This window comes from Synechococcus sp. Cu2B8-bc1011, from assembly GCF_047302735.1.
Taxonomy (GTDB): Bacteria; Cyanobacteriota; Cyanobacteriia; order PCC-6307; family Cyanobiaceae; genus Synechococcus_C.
Window position 1 is genome coordinate 1362964 of sequence record NZ_CP138915.1, and the last position, 23058, is coordinate 1386021.

Here is a 23058-nt window from a genome sequence, read left to right on the forward strand (position 1 = left end):
ATATATTCACTAGCAGCGAAAGTAGGGACCCGTATTGAAAACTGTATGAGAGATTGAAGGAACACCTTTTGAGCTGTTGGCTTATTTCCGCCCAATTCACAGTAACCATAAGATTGCATCCAGTTGCCAAGCCATCACCCTGTGTTTCTCTTCTTCAGTCAGTAAAGGCACTATCCATTCCGATTCCACCTCAGCGGCTAAATCCCTTCCCCGCTATTCACATCCAGCATCTGGTTCAAAAGGGAAGAAAGAGAATGCTGAGTAGAGTGCTCTCATCGCTTCACAACCAGTACTACTCTTGGATCCGGAGTGTTGGGACGTCTGACAAGCTGGCAGAGATCACTTTTTTATTCTAAACACTCTTGAAGATGCCGATGCACCATCGCTTTAACTAGCTTAGATAGAAGTTGTCCTTATCGATTGCGATGAAAGCCTGTCTCGGATTAATTGCTGGATTATGTCTCTTTGGAGTGCAAGCTCAAGCCAATACTCGCTCGCTTACAAGGAGTGGAGTGAGTGAGGAGATCACGCTTAACCTCTTAAAGTCAAAGGTTCCGCAAGGCTCTACAGTTATAGATACGTCATGTAAGGAAATACAAACTGGCGGTTTTAATTATTCATACCGTTGCACGATTACTTGGGAAGAGGATTAGAAGTTTGTCTTTTGAGTCCTGTAGAATGCTCATGTCTCGCTGTACTGCATTAATCATCTTTTGCATTGGATAATCAATTGCTTCAAAGTCGCCTTTAATGCTGAACCCATGGAACATTGAGCAGGGACTCTGCCACTGAATCCCCTTGCTTTTGAGCGATGTTCTGGTGCCTTCATAGGCAGAGCTTCGATTTCTACAGTCAAAAGGTCGTCGACTTCTTCTGACGACCTTTTGACTCTTGGATTCCTGCAGCGATCGTTGATCAGAATGCAATTGCGAGTCGCTCTTGATTCATGCTTGCAATGACTCAATTATTGATAACAAAGACAGTGGTGGGGATTGATGATTGAGTTAGTCTGCAATCGACGACTTATAAGAACTCAGTAGAGGTTGATAATGATGACTCAACGGCTATAGGAGTGATGCTTCCGCTGAGACCATACGCGTCTGCTGTTGTACTTCCGAAGCTTTCTTCAGGAGCGAGTGTTACAACAGCGCTGTACATCCATAGACGATCGTCGTCAATGAGAGGTGCAGGCTCTGGCGGATATGGATTGCTGCTATCTGGAATATCTGGATTCTGAGGATTTTCATCACCCGGAACTGGATCAAGGGAACCTCCTCCAGGGGGTTGGTAAAGAGTGAGATCCCCATGGCCACCTGGATGGAATGGTCTCCCTGGAGCAGTGGAACCGCCGTCGTCGGGGCTGGAGGTGGATATGCCCGTTAGCAGATCAAGATCAAAGGGATTGTCGGTACGACGATTCATCGTCAGAGATGCGGTGGAAGCTCTCGCCTCCGGTGAACTCACCCTCTCTGGATTCAGCAGATCATTCGATGTCCTTGATCAGAAGCTGTTGTGAGTTTGCTCACAGGGTCTCAGAGAGCCTGTTGAAGTGGGCCGTTTCATCCCTGCCAACCGATCTTCAGCATGGTTGATCCATGTCTCGATGCCCAAAATGTCGAAGCATTCGAAGTTGCCGTACAGGCGTCCCAAGGCGAGCTGGCAAGCGGTAGTTGCTCGTCAAAATGAATGAGCATGTTGTGATGGCGCAACGGGCTGCTGCCACATCAATGTCGTTTGACGAGATTGCCAGTTGATTGGGTGACAGGCACCGCAGTCACAGACAGTGGCGTGGAGGCGTTAGGACGTTCACCGGATTGGTCAGAGAAGAACCATGCGCTTTCAGTTGAGCTGGTTATTAACTAATGATGGTTGGGTTTTCGAGCCTGTTTGGTGGGAGCAATGAAGCAGGAAAAACCCAAGCCAGCTATGTGTGCCCTGCTTGTTTTCATACGTTGCTGATGGAGCTTGATTGTCCGTCTTACAGATGAACTGATAGAAGCTTCAATCCTTGTTCCTAGCACTTGAGAGTTGCGATTAAAATCTTCTGCTAAGCTGAATCTCTCAACAACAATTCAAGATGTTGCAAGAAATCATGAGACGACTACTTGCAACATCAATTGGATCATTAACTCTGCTGAGCATCGGCATCCCTGTACATTCTGAAGATAAACTTGATAATTTTAGTTTTTGGTATGGCTTTGTCTCTGGATCTGGAGCATCAATTTGCTCTCTGCTGAAAGAAGGAATCATATCTAAGTCAACAGCTGAGCAATTTGGTGAGGGTTTTATGAAGGGAGGTAAAGATGATATGCCAAGATTGGCAGTAGAGGATGCAGTTAAAGTTGTTCAAGCGCGATTCAAAGGGTGCCCCTTTAAATAATGCATATAGTCTATTAAAGGTGTCTCCGTACACAGCCGATAACCCAGCAAATGGATAGCATTTGTTACTACCGCAATGACACGGTTTGACTGCATTGATGCCTGTAATTAGCATTAGGCTTTAAGGTTACCAGATGATTACGAGATCCATCGCATTATTGATAGTAAGCAGCCTAATGGGTGCTAGCACTGCACTTGCGGACAATTCAATCCCGCCTGAAGTTCTTAGTAATATTCAGCAGGAATGTAATGCATCTTTTGCTCAGAATACTTACCGTGATCTGTCAGCTGAGAACTGCATCGGTCTAGCTGTTGAGAAATATAAGAGGGCTAACCCATCGAAGTGATTTGCCAACTTCATCAGCTTAGTATCATTGTGTTTTTGTTGAATATTATCGAGAAGTTGTAGTGTCTACGTGTCTTTGGTCTGAATGTGGCTCCATCAGGACTGATCCAATAAAGGCAATTGCAGCCTAAAGATGCTGCCTTCGCCGACTGTTGAGCGAACACTAACCGTTCAGCCCATTGTTTTCATCAGTGTCTTCACGATTGAAAGCCTAAGGCCCGTGCTGCTTTCGCCACTAGGCAAGACAACCCCCTTGGCGTGGGTGAAGCGTTCATATTGTTGTCGAGTTGATCTGTGGGTATCCCCTGGTCACGATCGCTCACGCTGACCGTGACCTTTGAATCATCAGACACTTACTCTCTCAGGCTGTTCTTGATGCGCATTCGTTTGACTCCATCGATGCAAAATCTTGAGGTCTCATTAAAAAAAACCCGCTCGTGGCGGGTTTTAAAAGTCAAATTCACCTAAGACCTTGTTGGCTATTAAATCATCGGATAAACTCCGATTGTTAAAAAGGACACCCAGCCAAGGCTTTGAGTCGGTTAAAGACATGCCCCTATGTATTAACAATTGGTGGCGTCTTCGTGTAATCTATACTCCATCGGGAATAGGGTTGATAACAGGATCAATCGTGAATCCGCGGCTTTCACCTTTTTGATTACTTGCATCTCTTTCAGATGGTTGACCAGTGATATCTAAAAGAGTTGGGCGATCACTTTCATATGAATGCCATGGAACAGTGAATTCAGGGCCGAATGAACCATCTTCAGGGTTGCCTTGGCCCAGATCACCTTGGCTCAAATCGATTGGATTGGTTCGTGGTCCTGTGTAGATGCCGCTTTCATCATCCGGATCGGTTGGGCAATTGTTATTATTTTGATTTTGTGGTGCATTGTCTGATCCACGCATTAAATCAGCTCTATCTTCTTCCATCTGATTGTAATGAACCAATGCATCGACGTAAGGAACAACGGAGACGTCTGCACCAGCTTTGAGTCCTAAAGCGCCAGCGAGGTAACTAATTACTATACCTTGCCAACTTGTTGGCGCATCTGTAATTCCCGTAGGACTTGTGTTGTATTCACCGGCAATTGAACCTTCAATTCTTCCCCAAAGGTCTGATTCGGAGGATCCTTGATTATTGCCGATTCCAGTCACTGAATCACTCCCGGAAAGACTCACACCAGAAAAACCTGATGTTTCTTTGGTTCCTGAACCTTGAATTTGACCAGAAGGAGATCGATTCAGAAAGTCAAAAATATCTTGTTCACTTTTAAGCGATGATTGGACATCGTCGGGCCCATGCTCGGTAGCATTTGAAAATCCAGGGATCTGGTTAAGTGCTTCTGACCCATGCAGCCCATCAAAACAATCGCCGACCTGATTATGGAACCTAGCAAAGTCTTCTCGTTCCTGAAGATGTTCAAACACTTTGACCTGCAATTGATCGATTGAATCCTTCTTGAGGTTTTCTGTGTAGCTTCCCAGAGGGTGATCAAGCACTGAGGACCCTAAACTTGGAGATTGGACACAAGAACAATCTGCTTCAAATCCGTAAGCAGTGAAAAGTAAATCTGTGTCTTGAATGTCTTTCGCTGATTGCTTCGCATGGGCAAAACCCAGATCGGCAGACGTTTCGGTGTCAATCATGATTGGAAGGTTGGGTGGTTTGTGTCTTTGGGTGTTTCCCTCTGACGAACACACCATCTCCTGAATCAATGGCTGAAGCGATGACCGGCGTCAAATGTTGCTGTGACCTTGCTCACAACGTCAATTAGGCAATGAATATCCCGCCACGAGTTTGTGGTTGTTATTTCTTTGTACCCCCACGTCCCCCAAAAGAGGGATAGAAGTTGGTAATGAGCCCCCCGATAGAGGGAGGTGGATCCAGGATCTTACGCCTAATCTTTACGTAGAAGTCTTCATGGCCTGATGTCAGAACAACAGCACTACGTGCGGTCATCATTTTCTAAAGGTGCTACAAAGTTAGGAGTTTCTATTATGCAGACAGCAAAGCAACCTGAAAAAGTATTCCAACACGGTCGATATTTTGGTATTCCAGGAAATACTAAACTACAGCAAGAGTGTATGCAAAGGATTCTGGCTACTCCAAAGGTTCAGAATTTGCTTGCCAATCGACCTTCATCATTATGGCCAGATCTTGACCAAATGTCCGCCATGCCGAAAGGGAGCCTTGGATGGTGCGTACAACGGCGATTGCAGAATCTTGGACTTTCTTTTTTAGTGAATCAATCTCAAGTACCAGAATCTCAGGAGGATCTGGATTTCGTGATTAGTAGATCCGCACGTTTGCATGAAATTCACCATACGATTCTTGGTCTGCCGATCACAGTTGCAGGTGAAGCTGCTGCAACGGCGTTTTATGCGAGTACTGGGTCGATGCCTTATGACATTGGAATTCTGTCTTCATGGATGCTGCGTGGTGCCTATGCACCCAGTGAACGTCGATTGATTTGGGATGGTATCGGTTTTGGTATCGCTGTTGGTCAGAAGTTGCCTGAACTTTTCTCGCCTCGTTGGGAAGATGGCTGGGAAAGATCGATCATCGATTGGCAAAATGAACTGGGCATCACGAAGCTGCTGAAAACTTCTCCGTTTCAAGATGACTTTGTAACTATCTATGGATTAAGTCTCTGATTGCGTCATTTCAATGATGAAGAAGGTTTGGGTAAAACTCAAGAATTGTTGGAAATCAAATCCCGAACAAATTGGACCAGCCTTGGCAAGAACAGCGTCGAGTTTTTCCAATGATTCTTGGGAGGACTAGACTGTTCAGAAGGAACTCACGCATGAACCAGTAGTGCAGGTCCTGGTGGTGACGATGTCAACGTCAGAGTCAAGCAACGAATGACATTACAGCCCCGCTACGAGCGGGGTTTTTCTTGTAGAGGTGAATGTATTCATCATAGGATCTTTTAAATGGCTAGGGCCAAGCCCAACAAAGTGTCGTCAACTGATTCGACGTGGTGGGTCCTTTGCCCTCCGTGACATCAGTAGCTCTTGAAGCAGCGCCAGGGTCATCTGACTCTCAAGGGTTGTTAGTGGGTGGCCACTGTTTTAAGCATTCCTCTCCGCATTTAAAAAATCTCTTGGCGGGGATCGAAACTCTTGAGTCACCCGATCTAACGCCATTTGTCGATCACCTTGAAAGCAAAACGGCACAAACGCCAAAAGGAACAAGGAGCGAGCTGGCGAAGTCGAGAAGGTTAAGGACCGCTGCTGCTTCCTGCTTTGGTGGGCCTGGGAGCGATTCAAGGCTTACTAACCTCCCCGGGAACTCTCCTGTGTCTTGAAAAAGTCGCGGATCAGCGTCTTACTTGCTACTGCTCACTTGAACTCTTTAATAAGACCCCTCCTCTAATGCGGCTGTTGCAGAAGAGGAGTTCCTGAGCAAGGCCAGGTGAAGGGCTTGTCAGTTTGGTCAGTCTGTCGATGCAGCGGCTTGAACTCCAGGCCACATGGCCGCGAACTCAGCGTCAGAAACAACCGGCGTTACTTCGAACTCGAGGCCAAAGCCCTTGATCCAAGGAGCGAGATGGGTCCATACCTTGCCGATGTCGCTTGCAACCGCAATCGCCATTCCTGTTCCACCGATGGGCTCACAGACTCGATATTTGAGTTCAAAGCCCTCGAAGCAATCTCCAGCGCCGCCAGCGTTGATGTATTCAGCAAATGGAGTGCAGGCATCCCAGGACCCTTCAACTGTTGGGAAATTCCAGATGATCAAGTAGTGCTGCATTGAGTTCAACTAAAAATTTCTTATACCAGCGGCTCAAAGTAGTGAGTGTTACCGATCAGACAGAACTGATTCCTGCCCGAGCCCGCGCCAGCTGAAAAAGAATTGCCGAGTAGTATTTTGTGTAGTTAAGGTGTAACGCTAATGATGCGAACCCATATCTGCCTTTTAATGACCGCTTTTTGTGCATTGATAGGAGTGATGACTTCCTCTCCTATTATCGCAAACGACTTGGGATCAAATACGAAAGCAGAGGCACTAAAGAAAGCCGCAAAACTTGGTTGTGTAGGTGCCTATGAATGGGAGGGAGTTTGGATGCCTTGTGAAGAGGACAATGAAGGGCCTGATGACGACCATAGCGGTCATGATCACAGTCACGGCCACCATCACTAATCATGCTCATCATGATTGCAGATGCTGAGAATGTCTAACCGCTGGTGTTGCCATGGGCCTAGACGGTGACATCTGCACTGACCTCTTCAACCCTTGGCGCACAATCGCAATTGATCGGCTTGAAAGGCAAGTGGTCGATCCCTAATAAAAGCTCTAACTGATTCTGGATGACGGAGATTGCAAAGGTTATTTGGCTTTTTGCCTGGCGGCATTAAACGCCGACTCGTCTATTGAATAGCAGTCGCCACTCATTTCTATCTCGGTTGCGATAGCCCATGCAATAAAGTTAATCTTTGATGCTAGTTTCCCTACTGGATCGATTTCTATTTCTAGGTTGCCATTTACCGATAAACCATTTTCGTCTTTGTTGATGGTAGCTTTTAGCTTCTGATCTTTAATTTCCATCTCATCCCATTGACTGTCTTTGTAGGTGGTGAATTTCTTATTGCTAAGGTCGATCTTCAGCGTTAATGTCTCATCTTTGGTTCTCTCTTTGATGATTTTCTGGGTTTTTATTTCAGTGAAAATCGCTCTCGTGGTGTTTTCACACTCTAAATAAAGAAAGTCATCGGCTCTAGCAGGAGACACCGCAAGGGCCAGAGTGAAGAGAGTGGAAAGATATTTCATTGGTAGAGATGAGTCGTCAATTCAAGGCTGAGAGTCATGCAAAGGTTTTGAGGGAAGGGCTAGGGGCGCTGTTGGCGCTGTTCACTTGATATCTTTGAGGCAACGGTTTCAATGTAGCGAGAAGCCCCAATGGTGTTGATCAATCAGTTTCTATCCTCTCTACATTGACGATCATGAATTGATGTCACCGACTACCAGGATCGCCCCAAAAGTGTCATTCCTCAGTGAAAAGAAATGGGGCTAGTACAAGCTAATGATGTGTGCTTTTAGCCTGCCCAAGTTGTCTTGGCAACGACTTGGGTTTAGGCCCCCTAATCGCATTCGCAACATTAGGTTTCAGCTGAAAAAGTGAGGTGTCGTTTCAGAAGCCACAGGCGACTGCTCATGCGTTGTGGGTTTGAGTCGAACTGTGGTCACTGTCTGGCAATGGTCAGCGCCTCGGCAGATGGATGCTTCATCGCAACGCCATTGAACCCTGGGAGAGAATGCAGAAATAGGCGGACGGAAGCGTTGTTCACCCAAGTGTTGAGGCTGCATCTGTGCAGTGGCCGGATGGTGGCCGGTGCTTAGCTGACATTCGCCAGTATTACGGTTATGGGTGATGCTCTAAACAGCTCGACATCATGCGCGCACTCAATGCCGGTTGGGTCATTGACCACAATGACTTGGATGTCTTGACCCCTGAATGACCTTCCACTTGCAGCGCGAATTTGTGGATGCTCTTACCGAACACCAAAAGGTTGAGTTGTTCAGCATTGTTTGCGGATACTTGGAGGACAGTGGTGATTGCCTTGATCACTTCAATAGCGAAGCTCGATGGAGTAAAGAAATAGTCCTCGAGTACATCAATACCCAGTTTTGGAAGGACTTCTCGGCTGCTGCTACCGCTGACATCAAGAGTGGTGGAGATAGGGAACGCCTCTTTCAATTCGTTGTCCTGCCCCAATGTCGTCACTTGCTTCCCGACTCAGCAGATCAACCGCACATGGAAGAGACAGGGCAGGTCACTCGGCATACTGGTCACCTTGTAACTTGTCTTCTTGTACCAAAGTTCTGGAGCCTTGCCATCCCAGAAGAGTGGAAGAAGGAATGGTTTTTGTCGTTCTATGAGATCGAGGAGGAATGGATCGTCGGTGGGTTTTCAGGCGTTGGCGTGGATGGTTAGGTGTATCTGTTGCTATCTGAATTGATCTAAAAAGGTAGTGAGTGATCGAAGTTGAGAGAATCTCTGCGAAAATACTTTATGCAAAGAATCAAAGTACAGTTGCTTTGCTTTCTCAAGGACTTGAAGAAGGGAAACTATTTAAAACCAGTGATGGACTCTCTGAGGCTAAATCTTATTTCTTGAACTGAGAGATCACCCAAACCACCAGCCCTGGCTGGGTGATGATCAGCAAATTCGACGGTTCTCGATTCGATGACCACCATTGCATTGCTCGGGACCGGTTTGCTCGGTGAGGCGATCGGTTGCCGCTTGCTTCACCGGGGGGTGACCTTGAGGGTCTGGAACCGCAGCGCAGAGAAATGTGAGCCGCTCTTAAAGCAGGGGGCTGCGTTGATTGAAAACCTCGCTGGGGCAGCGAAGGGCTGTCAAGCGGTGATCACTGTGCTGCGCGATGGGCCTGTGAGTGCAGAGGTGATTGCTCAGCTGGGTGATCTCGATGCCGTCTGCTGCCTACCAATGGGCACGATGGGTATCAGCGAATCGAGGCAGCTGGAGCTGCAGGTGCAAGCGCAGCAGGGTGTCTATCTGGAAGCTCCAGTTTTGGGCAGCAAACCAGAGGCACTGAAAGGCACGTTGTTGGTGATGGCAGGAGGTAGCGCTGAAGTGTTTCAACAGCAGTTGCCCTTGCTCCGCCTGCTGTCTGAGGCCCCGAAGTGGATGGGGGCCACAGGAAGTGCAGCCGCCAGCAAGCTGGCACTGAACCAGCTCATTGCCAGCCTCACCCACGGCTATTCCCTGGCGTTGCGATTGGTTCAGGCCTCTGGTTTAGAGGTTGAGAGTTTTATGGAGGTGCTTCGGCCTTCTGCTCTCTACGCGCCCACCGTCGATAAGAAGCTCGAGCGGATGCTGACTCATGATTTCACCAATCCCAATTTCAGTACGGCGCTGATGCGCAAAGATTTGCAGCTGTTTGTGCGTGAGGCTGGCCTGGCTGGCCTGAATGCTGAGGCCCTCGCGGGCTTGGTGGAGCTCTTAACTCGCGCGGAAGGCACTCCTTTGGATGCAGCTGATTATTCAGCGCTGCATGCTTTGACGGCAGGGTCATTGCTTTGATGCTTATTGATCAATGCCAGCTGCCTCTTGGATTAACGAATGAGTCAACAGCATTAGCCGTGATCAAAGGGCTTAAGCATCGTCGAGTCAATTTCAGCTTCTGGATTGAGTTTTAAAACCATCCATAAAAGCATTGCTGAACATGCCTTGTCATTAGCGCCATAGTCGTATTTCCAGTCTTTAACCATGCTGACCAGCTCATGCTGAGCATTGGTGATGAACTCGTCAGTCCATTCCTGCATGGCGAAATGATTCAAGTAATGTATAGTTTCACAGACACCCTTCAGACTTGAGACAAATTTGTCATCATCATTCAAAGCGAGGCTATGGAGAACAGCGTCGTTTGATGGTCTCAGCTAATCCAGTAACTTAATTCATCTTGGCGGAATTCTGCAGGCAAAAGGTGGGTGCCTGATTGTCATCTTGGTGCGTCGCTAAGTGTGCAACGAGCTGAAGAGACGAATCCGACTGCTTTGAGCTGTGATTAGGTCAGTCAATGTATTGATACACATCTTGGTAAGTGGTTCTAGATTTGGAAATGCATACGTCTTTGAATGGACAATATTAAGCTTCTTGGTTATGTTTAATGTATTCTGATTGTGTGCGAGTGGATTGAATGCAAGATTGAAGATTCATCCCTAATCCTCTTCTTCCGCTTCTGGTGTCTCTGCTGCCCATGCTCGCTCGAGTGCATTCACGTTTGCACTCCTTTCAGGTGTCTCAATGATCACGTTGACGTTGCGTTTGGCAAGAATCAAGCGCACGAGAGAAACCAAAAACCAATACGCGGTCGCAAACAGCACACTGAAGTAGACGAAACGCATTCTCTCTCCATCAATATGGGCTTGATGCTAATTGCACTGGGTGGAGCCTTGCGGCCTTGACCAACGTCCTGGTGACGAGTTTGATGGAACACTTTGTGATGGCCGCGATGCAGGACGATGCTCTTAAAGCGTTGATCTCTGATTTGGGAGAGGGAATCGTGATTGATCCAGAGCTGTTGGAGGGCTGCTCGGTGGCCGCCCATGATCTTGACGATATGGATACTGTTCAAGCTGCTGAGGTGGCAGCACACGTGTTTTTCACATTGTTTGAAGCCAAGGTATCGGAGCAGTCGGGAGAGAGTGCAGAGCCTGAAGAAGGGGAGTGGTCTGGCTTCGTGAATGGGTTTCGCTTTGTCATTGAACGCGATGGAGATGGTGACCTTGTGGTCAATTTCAGTGAAGACTCATCGGCAAGTCGTTGATGACAGCTCAAATATCAAGGTCGTTGCATGCGTATTGAGAAAGTTGAGCAGGTTGCTGCCTTGATCATTACGGCTGGTCTTGTGCTTGGAAATTTTGTGATGTTCACTCCCTGGAGAAATGACCAGGATCCTCGCAACCGCCAAGTTCCTTCCCCTCAGTCGCAGCCAGTCCGACCTTGATCCCCATGGGCGTTTGGCCTTGACCCTTGAGAGGTTCTAGGCGTTGTGATCACGCGTAAGACCCTTTATGCTCTGACCCCACGGGCATTCAATTTTGGGAGATTACACAGTCGCTATTCTTGCGACCATTGGCCTCGTGATTGTTTTGACAATTCCTGTGGTCTGGCAGTTTTTACAACCTAACGATGATGATTTTGGCGATATTAGTAAAAAGCCAAGGCAGTAATGATGTTGATCCTCGGTTGATGTTGATAGCATTAGATTGCAAGGCTAAAGCTTAGGCTATTACGTGTATTTTATTGCCCTGTGTATTTTTAGGGTTTAGTCTTTGTAGTCGTTCGATATCCTCTCCTCTGGGGTTAGATACTCTTTGATGATTGGAGATTCTTCACCTGCTTCGAGGGCTTTTATATCTCGTTCGATATTTTCGATGAACAGCTTGTTGCCATTGGCTTTGGCGATGTTCAGTACTTTTTTTAATCCCTCAAGGAGTTGCTCGTGGTCATTCATGGATTCTTGCGGAGATTGCTGACGGGTGTTGATCGGTTGGCATCAGAACCACCGCTATCACAGGCTTCAACCTTGGATGGTTTTGCTGATTTGGCAATGAGCTATTACACCGATGCCAGTAGGTAGTGATTGACACAAACTATAGGAAGTCAGATCGGAGGCGCTTCGAAAGACGACACTCCACCTGGGTCTTCAGTCAAGCCATCTGACGTTATGTCCCTGTCAACAGGCACATAACTGGTATCAACGGGTGAGTCTGGCGGTCGTTTCCACTAGGCGTGCTGCCTGCCTGCATCTTCGAAATTTGGAGAATCTTCATGACCAAAGCTGCGATTTCCGGTTCTCAGACTCAGTCTTTACTGATGTCCGTTGGTGCTGCCTCTGAATGTCGTTCGCGAAATGACCGTCAGACCTATTTTTCAATCACCAGGAGCCTGGTCCAAGCGCAGTTCAAGTTGGATGATCGGGAGTTATCTCGACGACTCTGGCAGGAGGTTGCAGACCGTGATCTTGACGTCAGTCGGATCATCAATCTGATGTATGGATGCTGGTTCCATCAAGATGAGGAGGAAATGATTGAAGTTGATGATCGCCATCTTTCGTTATTCGTTGACTAGCTTGATGGTGTGAACAATCTCCGCGATTCAAGTCGTTTCTGGTGATACTCATCTCCTTGTCTTCCCCATCAAGTCTCCCTTAACGCGTTAGCGTGATATGAATTCTTAATGCATGATGGCTTCACAGCATGCCGCTTTGTTGTCACCGCTTAGAAGCTTTCTGATTAAGATCGCGATCTATTGGTTTGCAGAGTTAGTGATTTGTCAAATTGACGGATCAAGACTTATCTGTCAATTGATTGGGAAGGGATTTCTGCCTTGTCTCGTTAGCTTTGCGATCATGGATTTCATTGTTGTGCCATGGTTACGCAAAGCCTTGAAGCGTAGGCGACACAGGCTTGGTCCAATCGATGATTGATGAAAGAAGACGTTGGAATGCTTTCGAGGTCAATGTAAGTCTTTCTCTTGCTCACAACTGCTCTTTGACGATTCTATGTATATAGCCTTCAATAATTGGTCTTTGTCAATCATGCGAATAGCGTGACTGTTTTCTATTCTTCTAAGCCCACTTATGGTGATGATGAGATTGTGTGGCTGCATAGCGCCGTCCAGCGATATGGGCTTCGCTCACGGACCGGAAGTTACCAACGTGATCGTAATGAACCCCATTGGTCGTTGCGGAAACTGAATAGAGACTGGATGTAACCTTCTGCACGCACCAATGCATGAAACAGGACGGTGCATTGTCGAGAGAATTCATGTCCAACGCATCTTTGAATGTGTTGAAAGTAAGATACTATTTCAATAGGGGCACCTTTCCTTCATGAAAATCAATTCGGCTTAATTTTTTCTTTAGTATTGGGTCTTGTTGGTGTTGTCGCTCTTCGGCCTGTCACTGACTTGCCTTTTTATCATTTTTCCATGGCGTGCTCGCCTGGCGTAATAAGGTTTTCCCCTATGGCTCTTGATCAACTCAGGGCATTTCTCGTCAAGATGCAAGACGATGAGGCCTTGAAATCCACGGTTCTTTCGGCTTCGACAGCTGACGATGTGGCGAAAATTGCTGCCAATTTAGGTTATGAGTTTTCCGGAGATGAGTTGCTACGACAATCGGGAAAAAAAGTTGGACGCGTTACAGTCTCTAAGCAAGAAACGCCTGGTGAATACAACTAATTCGCAATTGATAGTTGGTCTATAGGCTTTATGTATCCACTGTCTTTGGCTTTGGATGATTCTTGAGTGCAACAAGAGGCAGGCTTTTATTGAATTCTTCGCCTATTCTATTGATTCTCCGTCAATACTAATCTCGAATTCAATTCCGAAACGATGTGCTGTGGCTCTAAAGCGTTTGGCTAGTTCTATGAATAGTTTTTTGACCAATTCGTCGTCAAATTCGTAAATTTCTAAATTTGCAGTCTTTGCCATTGCTTGGAGATCCTCAATCAGCTTTTCTACTCTTGTTGAAAAGACTTTTCCAAACCGAGCTCTTTTTTCTGTAGACGAATTGAAATCAGGGATATCTGTCATGGTTTGTTCTCCATACCCATTGGTGATCTAGAGCTAGTTTTGCATGTTTTTTATGGAATGTGTGCTCATTGACTCTCCATTCGCTCTTCAAGCATCTCTCCTGAAACTCTGAGTGGGTACGATTGTAAATAAAGTTGATTTAGACTGTCAAGCTTCAACTTAATTGTTTCACCACTTCTCTCTTCTTATTGGTGTTATGAGTGCTTAGAGGCTGCTTTGTATTCTCTGTTCGATGATATGTTTTCTAATGTGTTTGCTCATTCCAGTCTGATAGAAAGTGAGACTTGGGTCGACGGGAATGATTCTTGTTGACTGATGCGTCGCTATTTTGAGTCTGTTGAGGTTTCCATATGCTTGATAAGATCAATACATTTGCAGCTGTAGGCCCACTCATTGTCGTACCAGGCAACGAGTTTCATGAATCGATCATTCAGAGCCATTCCCGCACCGGCATCAAAGACAGATGTTGCACTGTCGCCGAGCAGGTCGTTGGAGACAACTTGGTCGTTGGTGTAGCCGAGAATTCCTTTTAATTCCCCTTCTGCAGCTGCTCTCATTGCAGCTTTTACCTCCTCGTAACTGGTTGACCTTTCCAGATTGACTGTGAGATCAACCACTGAGACGTCAGGAGTTGGCACTCTGAATGCCATCCCTGTGAGTTTTCCATTTAATTCAGGAATTACCCGCCCAACAGCTTTTGCGGCTCCTGTTGAGCTTGGAATAATACTTTGCCCGGCTCCTCGTCCTCCTCTCCAGTCTTTCAGTGATGGACTATCGACAGGCTTTTGAGTTGCTGTTGTTGCGTGGACTGTTGTCATTAATCCACTTACGATTCCAAAATTATCGTTGACTACTTTTGCTAGTGGTGCAAGGCAGTTTGTCGTGCAGCTTGCATTCGATACGATTTCCTGGCCTTGGTAATCTTTATGGTTTACACCCATCACAAACATGGGAGTTTCGTCTTTTGAGGGTGCACTCATCACCACTCGTTTTGCTCCAGCCTCGATATGTGCTCTCGCCTTGTCATCTGTCAGGAAAAAGCCAGTGCTCTCAAGCACGTAATCAGCACCGATTTCACCCCATTTCAGTTCCTTGGGGTCTCGTTCAGCAGTGATACGGATTAATTTCCCATTAACAATCAGATTTTTATCTTCGACTCTCACATCACCTTGGAATTGTCTGTGTGTTGAATCGTATCGAAGTAGATAGGCGAGGTAATCAACGTCGATTAAATCGTTTACTGCTACCACTTCAACATCGTCCCTAGACACAGCCTGGCGAAAAGCCAAGCGGCCAATACGGCCAAACCCATTGATACCAATACGAATGGTCATGGGTGGGAATCCTAAAAACTAGTTATAGTGCTTTTGCATGCTTCTGCATCTCCGTATTGGAAGATGCTCACATGTGATTGGGTATTATCACTCAGCATCATTGTATTGGCTCAATGGATGTTGCTCCTAGCTGTTGCATGGCTTATTTGACGTTACGAGTACTTCATCTCCTAGATTGACAGTCTTGATGAGTTGATTGATATCTCTGTTGTTCATATTGATGCATCCACCTGTTATGCGTTGACCGATGCGTGTTTCGTCATTAGTTCCATGAATCGCAAAGCTATACCAGCGGTAAGTTCCATCATATTCGTTAAAATTAAATGGTTGAGGTGATGAGGGCACTGGGGTGAGGCTGATATAGCCAGATCCATACTCACCTGTTTCTCCATCACCTTTAAAGTCTATTGAATTCATGTTGTTGAATAAATTTTTAGCCAGATAGTCTTTCGTTCTACCTGATTTTTTGATCAGTCCTTCATCCATTTCGAATCTATCTTTGCTCATAATTGCATTGACTTTAAATGTTCCGAGTGGTGTAATGCCCTCCTCAAAGGTGCTGCCTATACAGCCAACTCCATTTTTTCCATAGCCCACCTCGAATACCATCTCTTTGCCATCGCTTTTGGCTTTGCCTGTGCTTTGTTGTGGGAACACTTGATTGAGTTCGATTTCGATGGAGCCCTCGGCTTGTGATGAAACTTTTGGTGTTTGCTGTTGGTGCATGCATCCTGAAAGCATGAGTGCTGATGTTGTGACCATCAGCATCTGTGCTAAGCGCATGATCTTTTTTGATGATTTTCCTCATCATGGCGAGGTTTGTTTCCTCCGCCTGCAAAGATGAGCATGTTCTGAATGTTTTGGATTTGAAGCTTCTGATTGCGGCAGCTTTTTTGCTCGGTCTGTTGGCCCTCACCCAGTCTCTTGTTCGGCGTGGAATGTCGAGTGGCGATGACTAGAGGCACTGTTTGCACATCGTCTATTTGAAGCCTTTTTACGAAATTGTTTCAAATGATGCAATTGGCCTGATGATGAGCCATCTTCATTTTCAACCATGACTTCTCACCTTTTCGCGGTTGCTTCTCCTGAAACCTTCAGTTGGTCACCCAAGGTGGGTCTCTTGATGGTGGTATGCAATATTATTGCTATCTATATTGGTACAAAAATCTTTCAGGCTGGGGAGGGCACTCAACTTCCTAATCCTAAATACTTCGGTGGTTTGGGTTTAGAGGCTTTACTCGCTACCACTAGTCTTGGTCATGTCATTGGATTTGGTGTCATTCTCGGGGTTGGTGCTTCAGGTTTGCTTTAATTCGTTACTTTTTTGATTTCTCTTGGATCAGAGCCAGTCCAGAAGACGTGCTTTATTCATTGATGTTCTCCGTTGATGAAGTTTTCTGGCCTGGTTTTTTCCCTGATCCATTGTTGATCTAGGTGTACTCCACTGATTATTAAGGCTCCTTAGAGCCTTTTTTTTGATATTTTTTTACCATTCCAGCAATAATTGCCAGTGCGAAGACGCCTAGAGAAGCGATAATAAGCATTAATTTACCACCGTTAAAGACCCCAGCTCCTAGAGCCACGATTGGTAGGTCACTTAGGGTGACGCTGACAATAAGTGCTGTAGTAAATACCTTCCATTTTGTTCCGCTAAGGCCAGCTGCATAGCTCACAAAATCAAACAAACCAGTCATCAATAGTCCCGTTAGGAAAAAGGGATTTCCTTCGAGTTGTGATTGATTAAAGTTCTGAATTCGTTGGCTTGCTTTTTCGCCTACGAGTTTTTTGACTGGCTCCTGCCCGTACCGTTTTGCGACAAGAAATGCGATCTGGCAAAACACTAAATCAGTTATATAGATGGTGATGAGGCCTGTTTCAAACCCTAGGAGTGCCCCGGCAAGCAGTGAATACACCGAACTCGGCAAGGCTGGAAGGAGAATGCTGATTCCCCTAAGTGCAACGATTCCAAGTGGTGCCCATACACCCATGCTCTCAACCTGCGCGCGCAGGGGTTCCAGGGCATGGGTGTGTGCGAGATGGAGAAGAACAATGGCAAGGGCAACAACAGTGCTGATCCCAATGATTTTGCGTAGTCGCTGCACGTAATACTGATTGAATTTGTTCGTTCTTCACCTTTGCATTGTTCTCTCGCTGTTGTCAATTTTCCGCTCGATGTGGAATAAGTTGATGCAGCTTCTTGTGGGTGTTTGCTTTTTTGTTTGTGATTTTTAAGTGATGAATGCTTTTTATATGATTGCGATCCGCTTGTTTAGCGCCTGATGTATGCGTCCTGGGACCTCCTGACACAGAGCTACGTTCCTGTTGTTCGTTCTCAGCCATGTCATCTCCAATCCGCTGTTTGTCCGTGCTTTGACATCTCGCTCGCTCTGATCCACAGCTTTTCTTTGGGATTGCTTTGATTTTGATTGCTTTTTCAGCGTTACCTTTCCGGCAACTGCGCTGTCCCTATGGATTCGACTGATCTCGAAGTGGTCAATGTTCTGGTCTTCCAGCAGCTTCTGGAATCTGTCGAAAGCGAATCTTGGGCTGAGGCCGCCATGGCTCTTTACAAGCTGTATGACATCGAGGCAGGTCAGGATTTTCTCGATCTTGATGAGGTTGAGGACCAACAACTCTTGGCAGCCTGAGCATTGGCCCGTGCTGCCCAGCTTGACCCCTCTCAGGTCGGTTGAGTTTGAGCTTGTTTCAGTAAGGGCTTGAACGCTGTCTCTCGCGTGAAGAAGGCAGCCGTTACAAACGTGCAAAGTCCACTGAGGCCCACCCAGATCCCTAAATAAATTGGATTGCCGCTGGCCCAAGCAACCAGCACAGCGGCAATCAATGGTGTTGTTCCTCCAAACCAACCCTCAGCAAGGTTGTAAGCCAAGGCTGTCCCCGTACAGCGCACTTCCGCTGGCATCAGTTCCACGTTGGCTGGGCCTTTGCCACCATCCACGAGGGCAATCGCCAGCGTGAATCCCAGTTCTCCTCGAACGATCAATTGCGGGTCTTGGCTGTGAATCAGTTGCAGGAATGGAATCGCTCCAACACAGAGCAGGGCTGCACCACTCATTAATAACGCTCTCCTGCCGATCCGGTCTGAGAGCCAGGCTGTGATTGGGTATAGCAGCAGCAACACAGCCATCACGTCCGTATTCAGGCTCAAAGCCACGCTGTCTGCTATGCCATCCACCACTTCGACGTAGGTCACTAAGTAGACATAGACCGCATAAAAACCAACGCTGCTGGCAATGTTTAGCGCTAAGACTCTGAGGAAGGATCGTCGGTGAACTCCCAACGTTGATGTCAGCGGGGTCTTTGTTGTTGCGGATGCATCGTCTTCCCCGACGCCCTGGCGAATAATGACTCCCGTTAGGGCAACTAAGGAGCCCAGGGCAAAGGCCACCCGCCAACCCCAAGCATCGAGTTGTGGTTGTGTGAGGGTTCTCGTGAGCAGATCACCAAAGGCCGAACCCATCAACATTCCCAAGACTGATCCCCAGAGCCCCCAAATGCTGTAAAAGCCCCGTTGCCGATCTGGAGCTGCCTCAGCAAGAAAAATAATCGAGGTTGTGTACTCACCTCCTGCTGAAATTCCCTGAAGCAGGCGTAAAAGCACCACTGCAATCGGCGCTGCAATGCCGATCTGGGCATGGGTTGGTAAAAAAGCCATCGCCACGGTTGGGATCGCCATTGCCATCACCGACAGGCTTAGGGCTCGTCGTCGTCCGACTAAGTCGCCGATGCGTCCATACACAACCCCACCAAGTGGACGGACGATGAATCCGGCAGCAAAGGCCCCGAAGGCTCCAATCAATGACGCCGTTGGGTTGTTTGATGGAAAGAATTGTTGGCCAATCACCGTAGCGAAGTAGCCATAGAGGGCAAAGTCGTACCACTCCATCACGTTTCCGATCAGGCCGGCGATTAAGACCCTCGCTCTCGACGGCGGTCTCGATCCATTCCCGTGTTGTGTCTGCATCAACTCAGCTGCCCCGAATCTCCACATTGGACGATCGTGCATGTTTGAACTCCCTTTGCTAAGAGAGGTCAAAACTTCCTCACGCTGATGTGTCTCCTGGCTGCTCTGGGCCTATTCGTTCCCAGGTTGATACTGATTCTGCTGTGGTTTGTGAATGCGCCCTTTGTTCTCGGCCCTTTCAGTGACTTACCTCTTCCGGATTTTGTTGCACCCTTGATTGGTTTGGTGATGTTGCCCACCACCACCTTGGGGTACTGCTGGGCGAGTGCTTCCTATGGCGGAATCAGTTCATTTAGTGGACTCTTAATAGTAGGGATTGGTTTGTTAATTGATTTTGGTTTGATTGGCGGTGGGCGAGGAATTGCCCGTCGTTAATCACGAACCTGCAAGCTGATTAGGGCAAGGCCACTCCTTCAATACAAAGGGTGCTGGCTTTGGGCTGCCATGCCTTAATCAATGCGGCGTTAGCTTCGCACTGATCTCTTGAAACTTGGGGAACTTTTTCTAAGGCTGCAGTGGTGCGATGGGCTCCATAGGTGGCCCAGGTGATGATCAGCCAAGTGATCGGTTCCATGTTTGATCAAACGATGTTCTTCCAGCTTGACGTCTAAGGGTGCCCAGTTGTGGATATCCCATCCTTGTTGGCCCTACACGGGGATATCGTCTTCGATCAGCCAGCCTTGCAGAATCAGTTCTGATTTTTTGGTGCCGACGTCTAAAGCTGGCACGTCAACTAACAAAAACACTCCATTTCGGATGCAATAAAGCCTTCTCAGTCCAATCACTTGAGCGACCCCATCCTCTTTGTCCCCATGGTGATGAGAGCGCTTCAGATCTGCAGTAGCGTCTGAGACGAAGAACTGTGCGCTCAATTGGATCAGCTGTCGCTGATGTCATGCAATCTGTCGATCAACAGGTCAACATCGGTTGGATTTCCACCATCCTCAGCCCAGGCTTCGGGATGAATTCGGTCTTGAATTTGTTGATTCAGTCGCGTTGCGTTGCGCAGGTTGAGCAGGGTTTGGTTGCTGGCTGTTTGTGTTGTGGCTGCCTGTGTTGAGGTTGCTTGCTTCTCTCCGATCAAGTGGCATGCGATGCGCCTTCTGCTTCCGAGTTGGCGATGCTCCCAGAGATACACCGCTTGCCAGGTGCCCAGTAGCAAGCGACTGTTGTGAACGCTGAGCGTCATGGTCTGACTGGTGAGTGCCGTTCTGATGTGAGCAGGCATGTCGTCATCTCCTTCATCGTCATGGAGATAACGTCGCCGCTGGCCTTGGGCGTCCGCTGGTCCTTTCCCGTCCTGTGGGACGACAGCCTCCATCCACGCGGCTAAATCCTTGAGAACCCGTGGATCTGCGTTTTCGTTGATCGTGATGCTGCAGCTCGTGTGCTGCACGCATAGGGAGAGAAGTCCGGTTGTGATCCCACTTCTTGCCACAAAGTCATTGACCAGAGGCGTAATGTTTGAAAAACCTTGCCCTTGCGTCTGAACCGCGATTTCCTCTAGGGCCTGAACAGTTCCAGCCAGTACTTTCAAGAGTCGCCTACGCCTGCTAATGGTTTAGCAGTAAAGAACAGAGAGGGAAAGCTGATTTTGGGAATCAGCGCGAAGAGAAGGAGCCACTACCCTTCTAAGATTCACATGCATGTTGGACTAACATTGGAAAGTTATTCAAGTTGAGTATTCATATTAGCTAACTTGCTCAAACCGAAGTCTGTGATCTAATAAAAGAGGCAAAGATGTGTCAATCTTTTGTGCCGGCCTTTGGTGCTTCCATCTCGATGATGTGAGATGTGTTTTTTAACCACTTTGAACGCTTTGAATGGAGACCTGTGAAGGCGAGTCGGTGGTTTTGATGCCTCATGATCAAAACGATCAGTTTTTTGATCCTTATTCCATTCTTGATCTTTGTGTTTGACCACTTTGAACGCTTTGAATGGAGACCTGCGAAGACGGGTCGGCGGTTTTGATGCGTCATGATCAAAACGATCAGTTTTTTGATCCTTATTCCATTCTTGATCTTTGTGTTTAACCACTTTGAATCCTTTGAATGGAGACCTATGAAGACGAGTTGGCAGTCTTGATGCGATCGGTTCAAAAAGCCGAAGCCTTTTGGTCCGACTCCTCGTACGAACCTTGTGCTTCACTTCGTTGGATCCGCTGAAATCAAAGCGATGTCTCGCATGCTTAAGTCCGGTGACACGCGCAGTTTTATCAGCCAAGGCAAAACTGTGAGCTCTTAGCTTCTGATGAACTGTTCGCTCACATCTGGCTGGCACGGACCCGTGGAAGGTCACGAGTACCTTGCTCTGAACCGAATTCTGTGGGCCAGCAATCAACAGGCTGAGTGTTCCTAGCGACGCCCACCAACTCCTGCCAATGGAGATTGCAAATACATGACGAAGACTCAAGGGGCCAGGACTCGAGAAAGCACAGTGGAGCGCGTATGGGGCGCAAACGATCCCATCTCAACGCGTTCCACCGACTTGTCAAATGAGCCCATATGTTCAAGCTCATGAGCCCATTTTTTTTAGGGCAAAGGCCCGACGGTCTCCTTAATTCCTCAGAAAGTGCTTAGGTGATTCTCAGAAAGCCAAACTGATGGGGAAGATGGACTCTATCCATGAATTTCAAACGTATTTCAATTGCCGCCATCCCAGCCATTGGACTGGGTCTGATGCCTGCGGCAGCTTTTGCCCAAGTCACACAAGATACAACGTTTACTGGCTCTGTTCCTGGTAACTGCTCTTACACAACTGCTGCTCAAGACAGTGTCGCACTGTCGTATGATTCAGCTTCCAGCGGCACATTGTCAGGAGAATCTAACAATATTGGCATTCAGTGTAACTTTGCTAATACAAATGTTCAATTGAGTGCAGTTGAAGCAGACGGTGGTAATCCAGCCACTACTACAAATTCAGCAAGGTTGTTGGATTCTGAAGGAGGAGAAATTGCGGTCAGCGGTGAAGGCTCTTCTGGCTCAGAGGCACTTGGTAATTCGGCTAATGCAACAGAAAACGTCACGATCGAATTGACGTCAACCGGTGCGTCTGCACCGGGAAGTTATTCATACACAGTCACACTCACAACGTTGGAATCTTGATTTGAACCATTGGGCTTGATTTAATTAACCCTTGGCTCTAAAAACAACGATTTAGTTGTCTCAAAGAGCCTTTGTTAAATGCAAAGGCTCTTTTTTGGATATATCTAGGTATCAAGCCGAAAAAGTTTGCTAGTCAAATTAAGATTGGCGCTTTGAATTTTGGTGACTATGCACCCTTCTTGAAGAAACCTTTTTGTGTCTTTAACCAGCTTTGATGGATCAAGCAGCGTTGACATATTGCTCGCAGGTGACATCCCCAAAAAAGGGATTGCTTGCCTTGACGATTATATTCTCGATGTTTGCTTTGGATGCAAAAGTTGGCTCTGCAGCCATACAATTACCAGCAACATTTTCAGGCACGGTTCCATTCTCATGCGAATTTTCAGGTGGTAGTGACAACGTGGAAATGTCATACACACGCAATAACGATCAACCTGGTGTCGGTGGAACTGGTCTTCTCATTGGTACATCCGAGCCGCTATCGATTGAATCCAATAAGGTCCCACGATTAGGGGTAACACTTAACTCTGTGCTGGTTCCTCGTACTGTGAGCTTTCGAGGCGTTTGGGTGCGTTCATTGGCAACCAATAGATATATTCAAAATGCCACATCAAGTTCTTTGGGCAATGATCCTATTGCTACGATTATTCCAAGCTCCAAGCTCATTGAAAACGATTATGTTGTGGGGCAGCAAAATGACGTCACGCTTACTGTTTCAGCAACGTTGAGAAATTCCTATCCTTACGAGGTGTATCAATTTGATGTTGTGTTAACTTGCTTGGATTCATGATAATGTATAAACCTTCTAAACGACTTAAGATATATAGGCAACAGCAAG

31 protein-coding genes are annotated in these 23058 nt (G+C 47.1%); 16 read left to right on the top strand and 15 right to left on the bottom strand.

The window, feature by feature from the left end:
- Positions 1-1023: 1023 nt before the first annotated feature.
- On the bottom strand, positions 1024-1422 hold the full coding sequence (locus SIC18_RS07155; protein ID WP_413429166.1) for a hypothetical protein: 399 nt from the start codon (positions 1420-1422) through the stop codon (positions 1024-1026).
- A 655-nt stretch (positions 1423-2077) separates the two neighbouring features.
- Between SIC18_RS07155 and SIC18_RS07160 the strand changes: the two genes are divergently transcribed.
- Positions 2078-2380, top strand: a complete 303-nt coding sequence (locus tag SIC18_RS07160) for a hypothetical protein (RefSeq protein WP_413429167.1) — start codon at positions 2078-2080, stop codon at positions 2378-2380.
- Between the two features lie 936 nt (positions 2381-3316).
- Here SIC18_RS07160 and SIC18_RS07165 read toward each other — a convergent pair.
- On the bottom strand, positions 3317-4375 hold the full coding sequence (locus SIC18_RS07165) for a hypothetical protein (RefSeq protein ID WP_413429168.1): 1059 nt from the start codon (positions 4373-4375) through the stop codon (positions 3317-3319).
- Positions 4376-4657: 282 nt separating this feature from the next.
- On the opposite strand from SIC18_RS07165, the gene SIC18_RS07170 reads away from it, so the two are divergent.
- Positions 4658-5383, top strand: a complete 726-nt coding sequence (locus SIC18_RS07170) for a Coq4 family protein (RefSeq protein WP_413429169.1) — start codon at positions 4658-4660, stop codon at positions 5381-5383.
- Between the two features lie 784 nt (positions 5384-6167).
- Here the strand turns inward: SIC18_RS07170 and SIC18_RS07175 are convergent.
- On the bottom strand, positions 6168-6485 hold the full coding sequence (locus tag SIC18_RS07175; protein WP_413429171.1) for a DUF3303 domain-containing protein: 318 nt from the start codon (positions 6483-6485) through the stop codon (positions 6168-6170).
- 198 nt (positions 6486-6683) lie between these two features.
- On the opposite strand from SIC18_RS07175, the gene SIC18_RS07180 reads away from it, so the two are divergent.
- The gene (locus tag SIC18_RS07180) at positions 6684-6875 is read left to right on the top strand and encodes a hypothetical protein (protein WP_413429172.1); all 192 of its coding nucleotides are present in this window, start codon (positions 6684-6686) and stop codon (positions 6873-6875) included.
- A gap of 186 nt (positions 6876-7061) precedes the next feature.
- Here the strand turns inward: SIC18_RS07180 and SIC18_RS07185 are convergent, their stop codons facing one another.
- Complete coding sequence (locus SIC18_RS07185; protein WP_413429174.1) at positions 7062-7502, bottom strand: hypothetical protein; 441 nt, start codon at positions 7500-7502, stop codon at positions 7062-7064.
- A 685-nt stretch (positions 7503-8187) separates the two neighbouring features.
- Between SIC18_RS07185 and SIC18_RS07190 the strand changes: the two genes are divergently transcribed.
- From SIC18_RS07190 to SIC18_RS07200, 3 genes are all read left to right on the top strand, one after another.
- Positions 8188-8667, top strand: a complete 480-nt coding sequence (locus tag SIC18_RS07190) for a hypothetical protein (protein WP_048346143.1) — start codon at positions 8188-8190, stop codon at positions 8665-8667.
- A gap of 41 nt (positions 8668-8708) precedes the next feature.
- Positions 8709-8855 (top strand): hypothetical protein, encoded by a 147-nt coding sequence (locus tag SIC18_RS07195; protein WP_157028542.1) that lies wholly within the window; start codon positions 8709-8711, stop codon positions 8853-8855.
- 64 nt (positions 8856-8919) lie between these two features.
- Positions 8920-9780 (top strand): NAD(P)-dependent oxidoreductase, encoded by an 861-nt coding sequence (locus SIC18_RS07200; RefSeq protein ID WP_413429175.1) that lies wholly within the window; start codon positions 8920-8922, stop codon positions 9778-9780.
- Positions 9781-9833: 53 nt separating this feature from the next.
- On the opposite strand, the gene SIC18_RS07205 is transcribed toward SIC18_RS07200, so the two are convergent.
- Together SIC18_RS07205 and SIC18_RS07210 are read right to left on the bottom strand one after the other, a co-directional pair.
- Positions 9834-10037, bottom strand: a complete 204-nt coding sequence (locus tag SIC18_RS07205; protein ID WP_413429176.1) for a hypothetical protein — start codon at positions 10035-10037, stop codon at positions 9834-9836.
- A gap of 381 nt (positions 10038-10418) precedes the next feature.
- Entirely contained in the window at positions 10419-10604 is a 186-nt protein-coding gene (locus tag SIC18_RS07210) for a hypothetical protein (protein WP_048346145.1), read from the bottom strand.
- An 83-nt stretch (positions 10605-10687) separates the two neighbouring features.
- On the opposite strand from SIC18_RS07210, the gene SIC18_RS07215 reads away from it, so the two are divergent.
- Both SIC18_RS07215 and SIC18_RS07220 read left to right on the top strand, forming a co-directional pair.
- Positions 10688-11026 (top strand): hypothetical protein, encoded by a 339-nt coding sequence (locus tag SIC18_RS07215; RefSeq protein ID WP_048348058.1) that lies wholly within the window; start codon positions 10688-10690, stop codon positions 11024-11026.
- Between the two features lie 27 nt (positions 11027-11053).
- Positions 11054-11206 carry a hypothetical protein gene (locus SIC18_RS07220; RefSeq protein ID WP_245407266.1) on the top strand — a complete coding sequence of 51 codons (153 nt, stop codon included), beginning with the start codon at positions 11054-11056 and terminating at the stop codon, positions 11204-11206.
- 321 nt (positions 11207-11527) lie between these two features.
- On the opposite strand, the gene SIC18_RS07225 is transcribed toward SIC18_RS07220, so the two are convergent.
- Positions 11528-11716, bottom strand: coding sequence for a hypothetical protein (locus SIC18_RS07225; RefSeq protein WP_413429178.1), 189 nt, complete (start codon positions 11714-11716; stop codon positions 11528-11530).
- A gap of 317 nt (positions 11717-12033) precedes the next feature.
- Between SIC18_RS07225 and SIC18_RS07230 the strand changes: the two genes are divergently transcribed.
- Together SIC18_RS07230 and SIC18_RS07235 are read left to right on the top strand one after the other, a co-directional pair.
- Positions 12034-12333, top strand: coding sequence for a hypothetical protein (locus SIC18_RS07230; protein WP_048348059.1), 300 nt, complete (start codon positions 12034-12036; stop codon positions 12331-12333).
- A gap of 897 nt (positions 12334-13230) precedes the next feature.
- Entirely contained in the window at positions 13231-13446 is a 216-nt protein-coding gene (locus SIC18_RS07235; protein ID WP_011618809.1) for a Nif11-like leader peptide family natural product precursor, read from the top strand.
- A 102-nt stretch (positions 13447-13548) separates the two neighbouring features.
- On the opposite strand, the gene SIC18_RS07240 is transcribed toward SIC18_RS07235, so the two are convergent.
- From SIC18_RS07240 to SIC18_RS07250, 3 genes are all read right to left on the bottom strand, one after another.
- The gene (locus SIC18_RS07240; RefSeq protein WP_048346147.1) at positions 13549-13800 is read right to left on the bottom strand and encodes an RNA polymerase-binding protein RpbA; all 252 of its coding nucleotides are present in this window, start codon (positions 13798-13800) and stop codon (positions 13549-13551) included.
- Between the two features lie 323 nt (positions 13801-14123).
- The gene (gene gap, locus SIC18_RS07245; protein ID WP_048346148.1) at positions 14124-15134 is read right to left on the bottom strand and encodes a type I glyceraldehyde-3-phosphate dehydrogenase; all 1011 of its coding nucleotides are present in this window, start codon (positions 15132-15134) and stop codon (positions 14124-14126) included.
- A gap of 126 nt (positions 15135-15260) precedes the next feature.
- Entirely contained in the window at positions 15261-15917 is a 657-nt protein-coding gene (locus SIC18_RS07250; protein ID WP_413429180.1) for a L,D-transpeptidase, read from the bottom strand.
- An 11-nt stretch (positions 15918-15928) separates the two neighbouring features.
- On the opposite strand from SIC18_RS07250, the gene SIC18_RS07255 reads away from it, so the two are divergent.
- Complete coding sequence (locus SIC18_RS07255; protein WP_250394845.1) at positions 15929-16093, top strand: hypothetical protein; 165 nt, start codon at positions 15929-15931, stop codon at positions 16091-16093.
- Between the two features lie 95 nt (positions 16094-16188).
- Entirely contained in the window at positions 16189-16446 is a 258-nt protein-coding gene (gene psaK, locus SIC18_RS07260) for a photosystem I reaction center subunit PsaK (RefSeq protein ID WP_413429182.1), read from the top strand.
- Between the two features lie 139 nt (positions 16447-16585).
- Here psaK and SIC18_RS07265 read toward each other — a convergent pair whose 3' ends face one another.
- Positions 16586-17236 (bottom strand): TVP38/TMEM64 family protein, encoded by a 651-nt coding sequence (locus SIC18_RS07265; RefSeq protein ID WP_413429183.1) that lies wholly within the window; start codon positions 17234-17236, stop codon positions 16586-16588.
- Between the two features lie 366 nt (positions 17237-17602).
- Between SIC18_RS07265 and SIC18_RS07270 the strand changes: the two genes are divergently transcribed.
- Positions 17603-17782 (top strand): hypothetical protein, encoded by a 180-nt coding sequence (locus SIC18_RS07270; protein ID WP_048346152.1) that lies wholly within the window; start codon positions 17603-17605, stop codon positions 17780-17782.
- A 32-nt stretch (positions 17783-17814) separates the two neighbouring features.
- Here the strand turns inward: SIC18_RS07270 and SIC18_RS07275 are convergent, their stop codons facing one another.
- On the bottom strand, positions 17815-19116 hold the full coding sequence (locus SIC18_RS07275; RefSeq protein WP_250394849.1) for an MFS transporter: 1302 nt from the start codon (positions 19114-19116) through the stop codon (positions 17815-17817).
- 87 nt (positions 19117-19203) lie between these two features.
- Between SIC18_RS07275 and SIC18_RS07280 the strand changes: the two genes are divergently transcribed.
- Complete coding sequence (locus SIC18_RS07280; RefSeq protein ID WP_048346153.1) at positions 19204-19491, top strand: hypothetical protein; 288 nt, start codon at positions 19204-19206, stop codon at positions 19489-19491.
- Positions 19492-19510: 19 nt separating this feature from the next.
- Here SIC18_RS07280 and SIC18_RS07285 read toward each other — a convergent pair whose 3' ends face one another.
- From SIC18_RS07285 to SIC18_RS07295, 3 genes are all read right to left on the bottom strand, one after another.
- Positions 19511-19690 (bottom strand): hypothetical protein, encoded by a 180-nt coding sequence (locus SIC18_RS07285; RefSeq protein ID WP_048346154.1) that lies wholly within the window; start codon positions 19688-19690, stop codon positions 19511-19513.
- Between the two features lie 73 nt (positions 19691-19763).
- Positions 19764-19988: a hypothetical protein gene (locus SIC18_RS07290; RefSeq protein ID WP_413429184.1), complete on the bottom strand. Its 225-nt coding sequence runs from the start codon at positions 19986-19988 to the stop codon at positions 19764-19766.
- Positions 19989-19993: 5 nt separating this feature from the next.
- A complete protein-coding gene (locus tag SIC18_RS07295) occupies positions 19994-20653 on the bottom strand; it encodes a secondary thiamine-phosphate synthase enzyme YjbQ (protein ID WP_048346156.1) in 660 nt (219 codons plus the stop codon).
- Between the two features lie 1087 nt (positions 20654-21740).
- Here SIC18_RS07295 and SIC18_RS07300 point away from each other — a divergent pair.
- The gene (locus SIC18_RS07300) at positions 21741-22220 is read left to right on the top strand and encodes a hypothetical protein (protein WP_413429185.1); all 480 of its coding nucleotides are present in this window, start codon (positions 21741-21743) and stop codon (positions 22218-22220) included.
- A 214-nt stretch (positions 22221-22434) separates the two neighbouring features.
- The gene (locus SIC18_RS07305; RefSeq protein WP_413429186.1) at positions 22435-23010 is read left to right on the top strand and encodes a hypothetical protein; all 576 of its coding nucleotides are present in this window, start codon (positions 22435-22437) and stop codon (positions 23008-23010) included.
- The last annotated feature ends 48 nt before the right edge of the window (positions 23011-23058 follow it).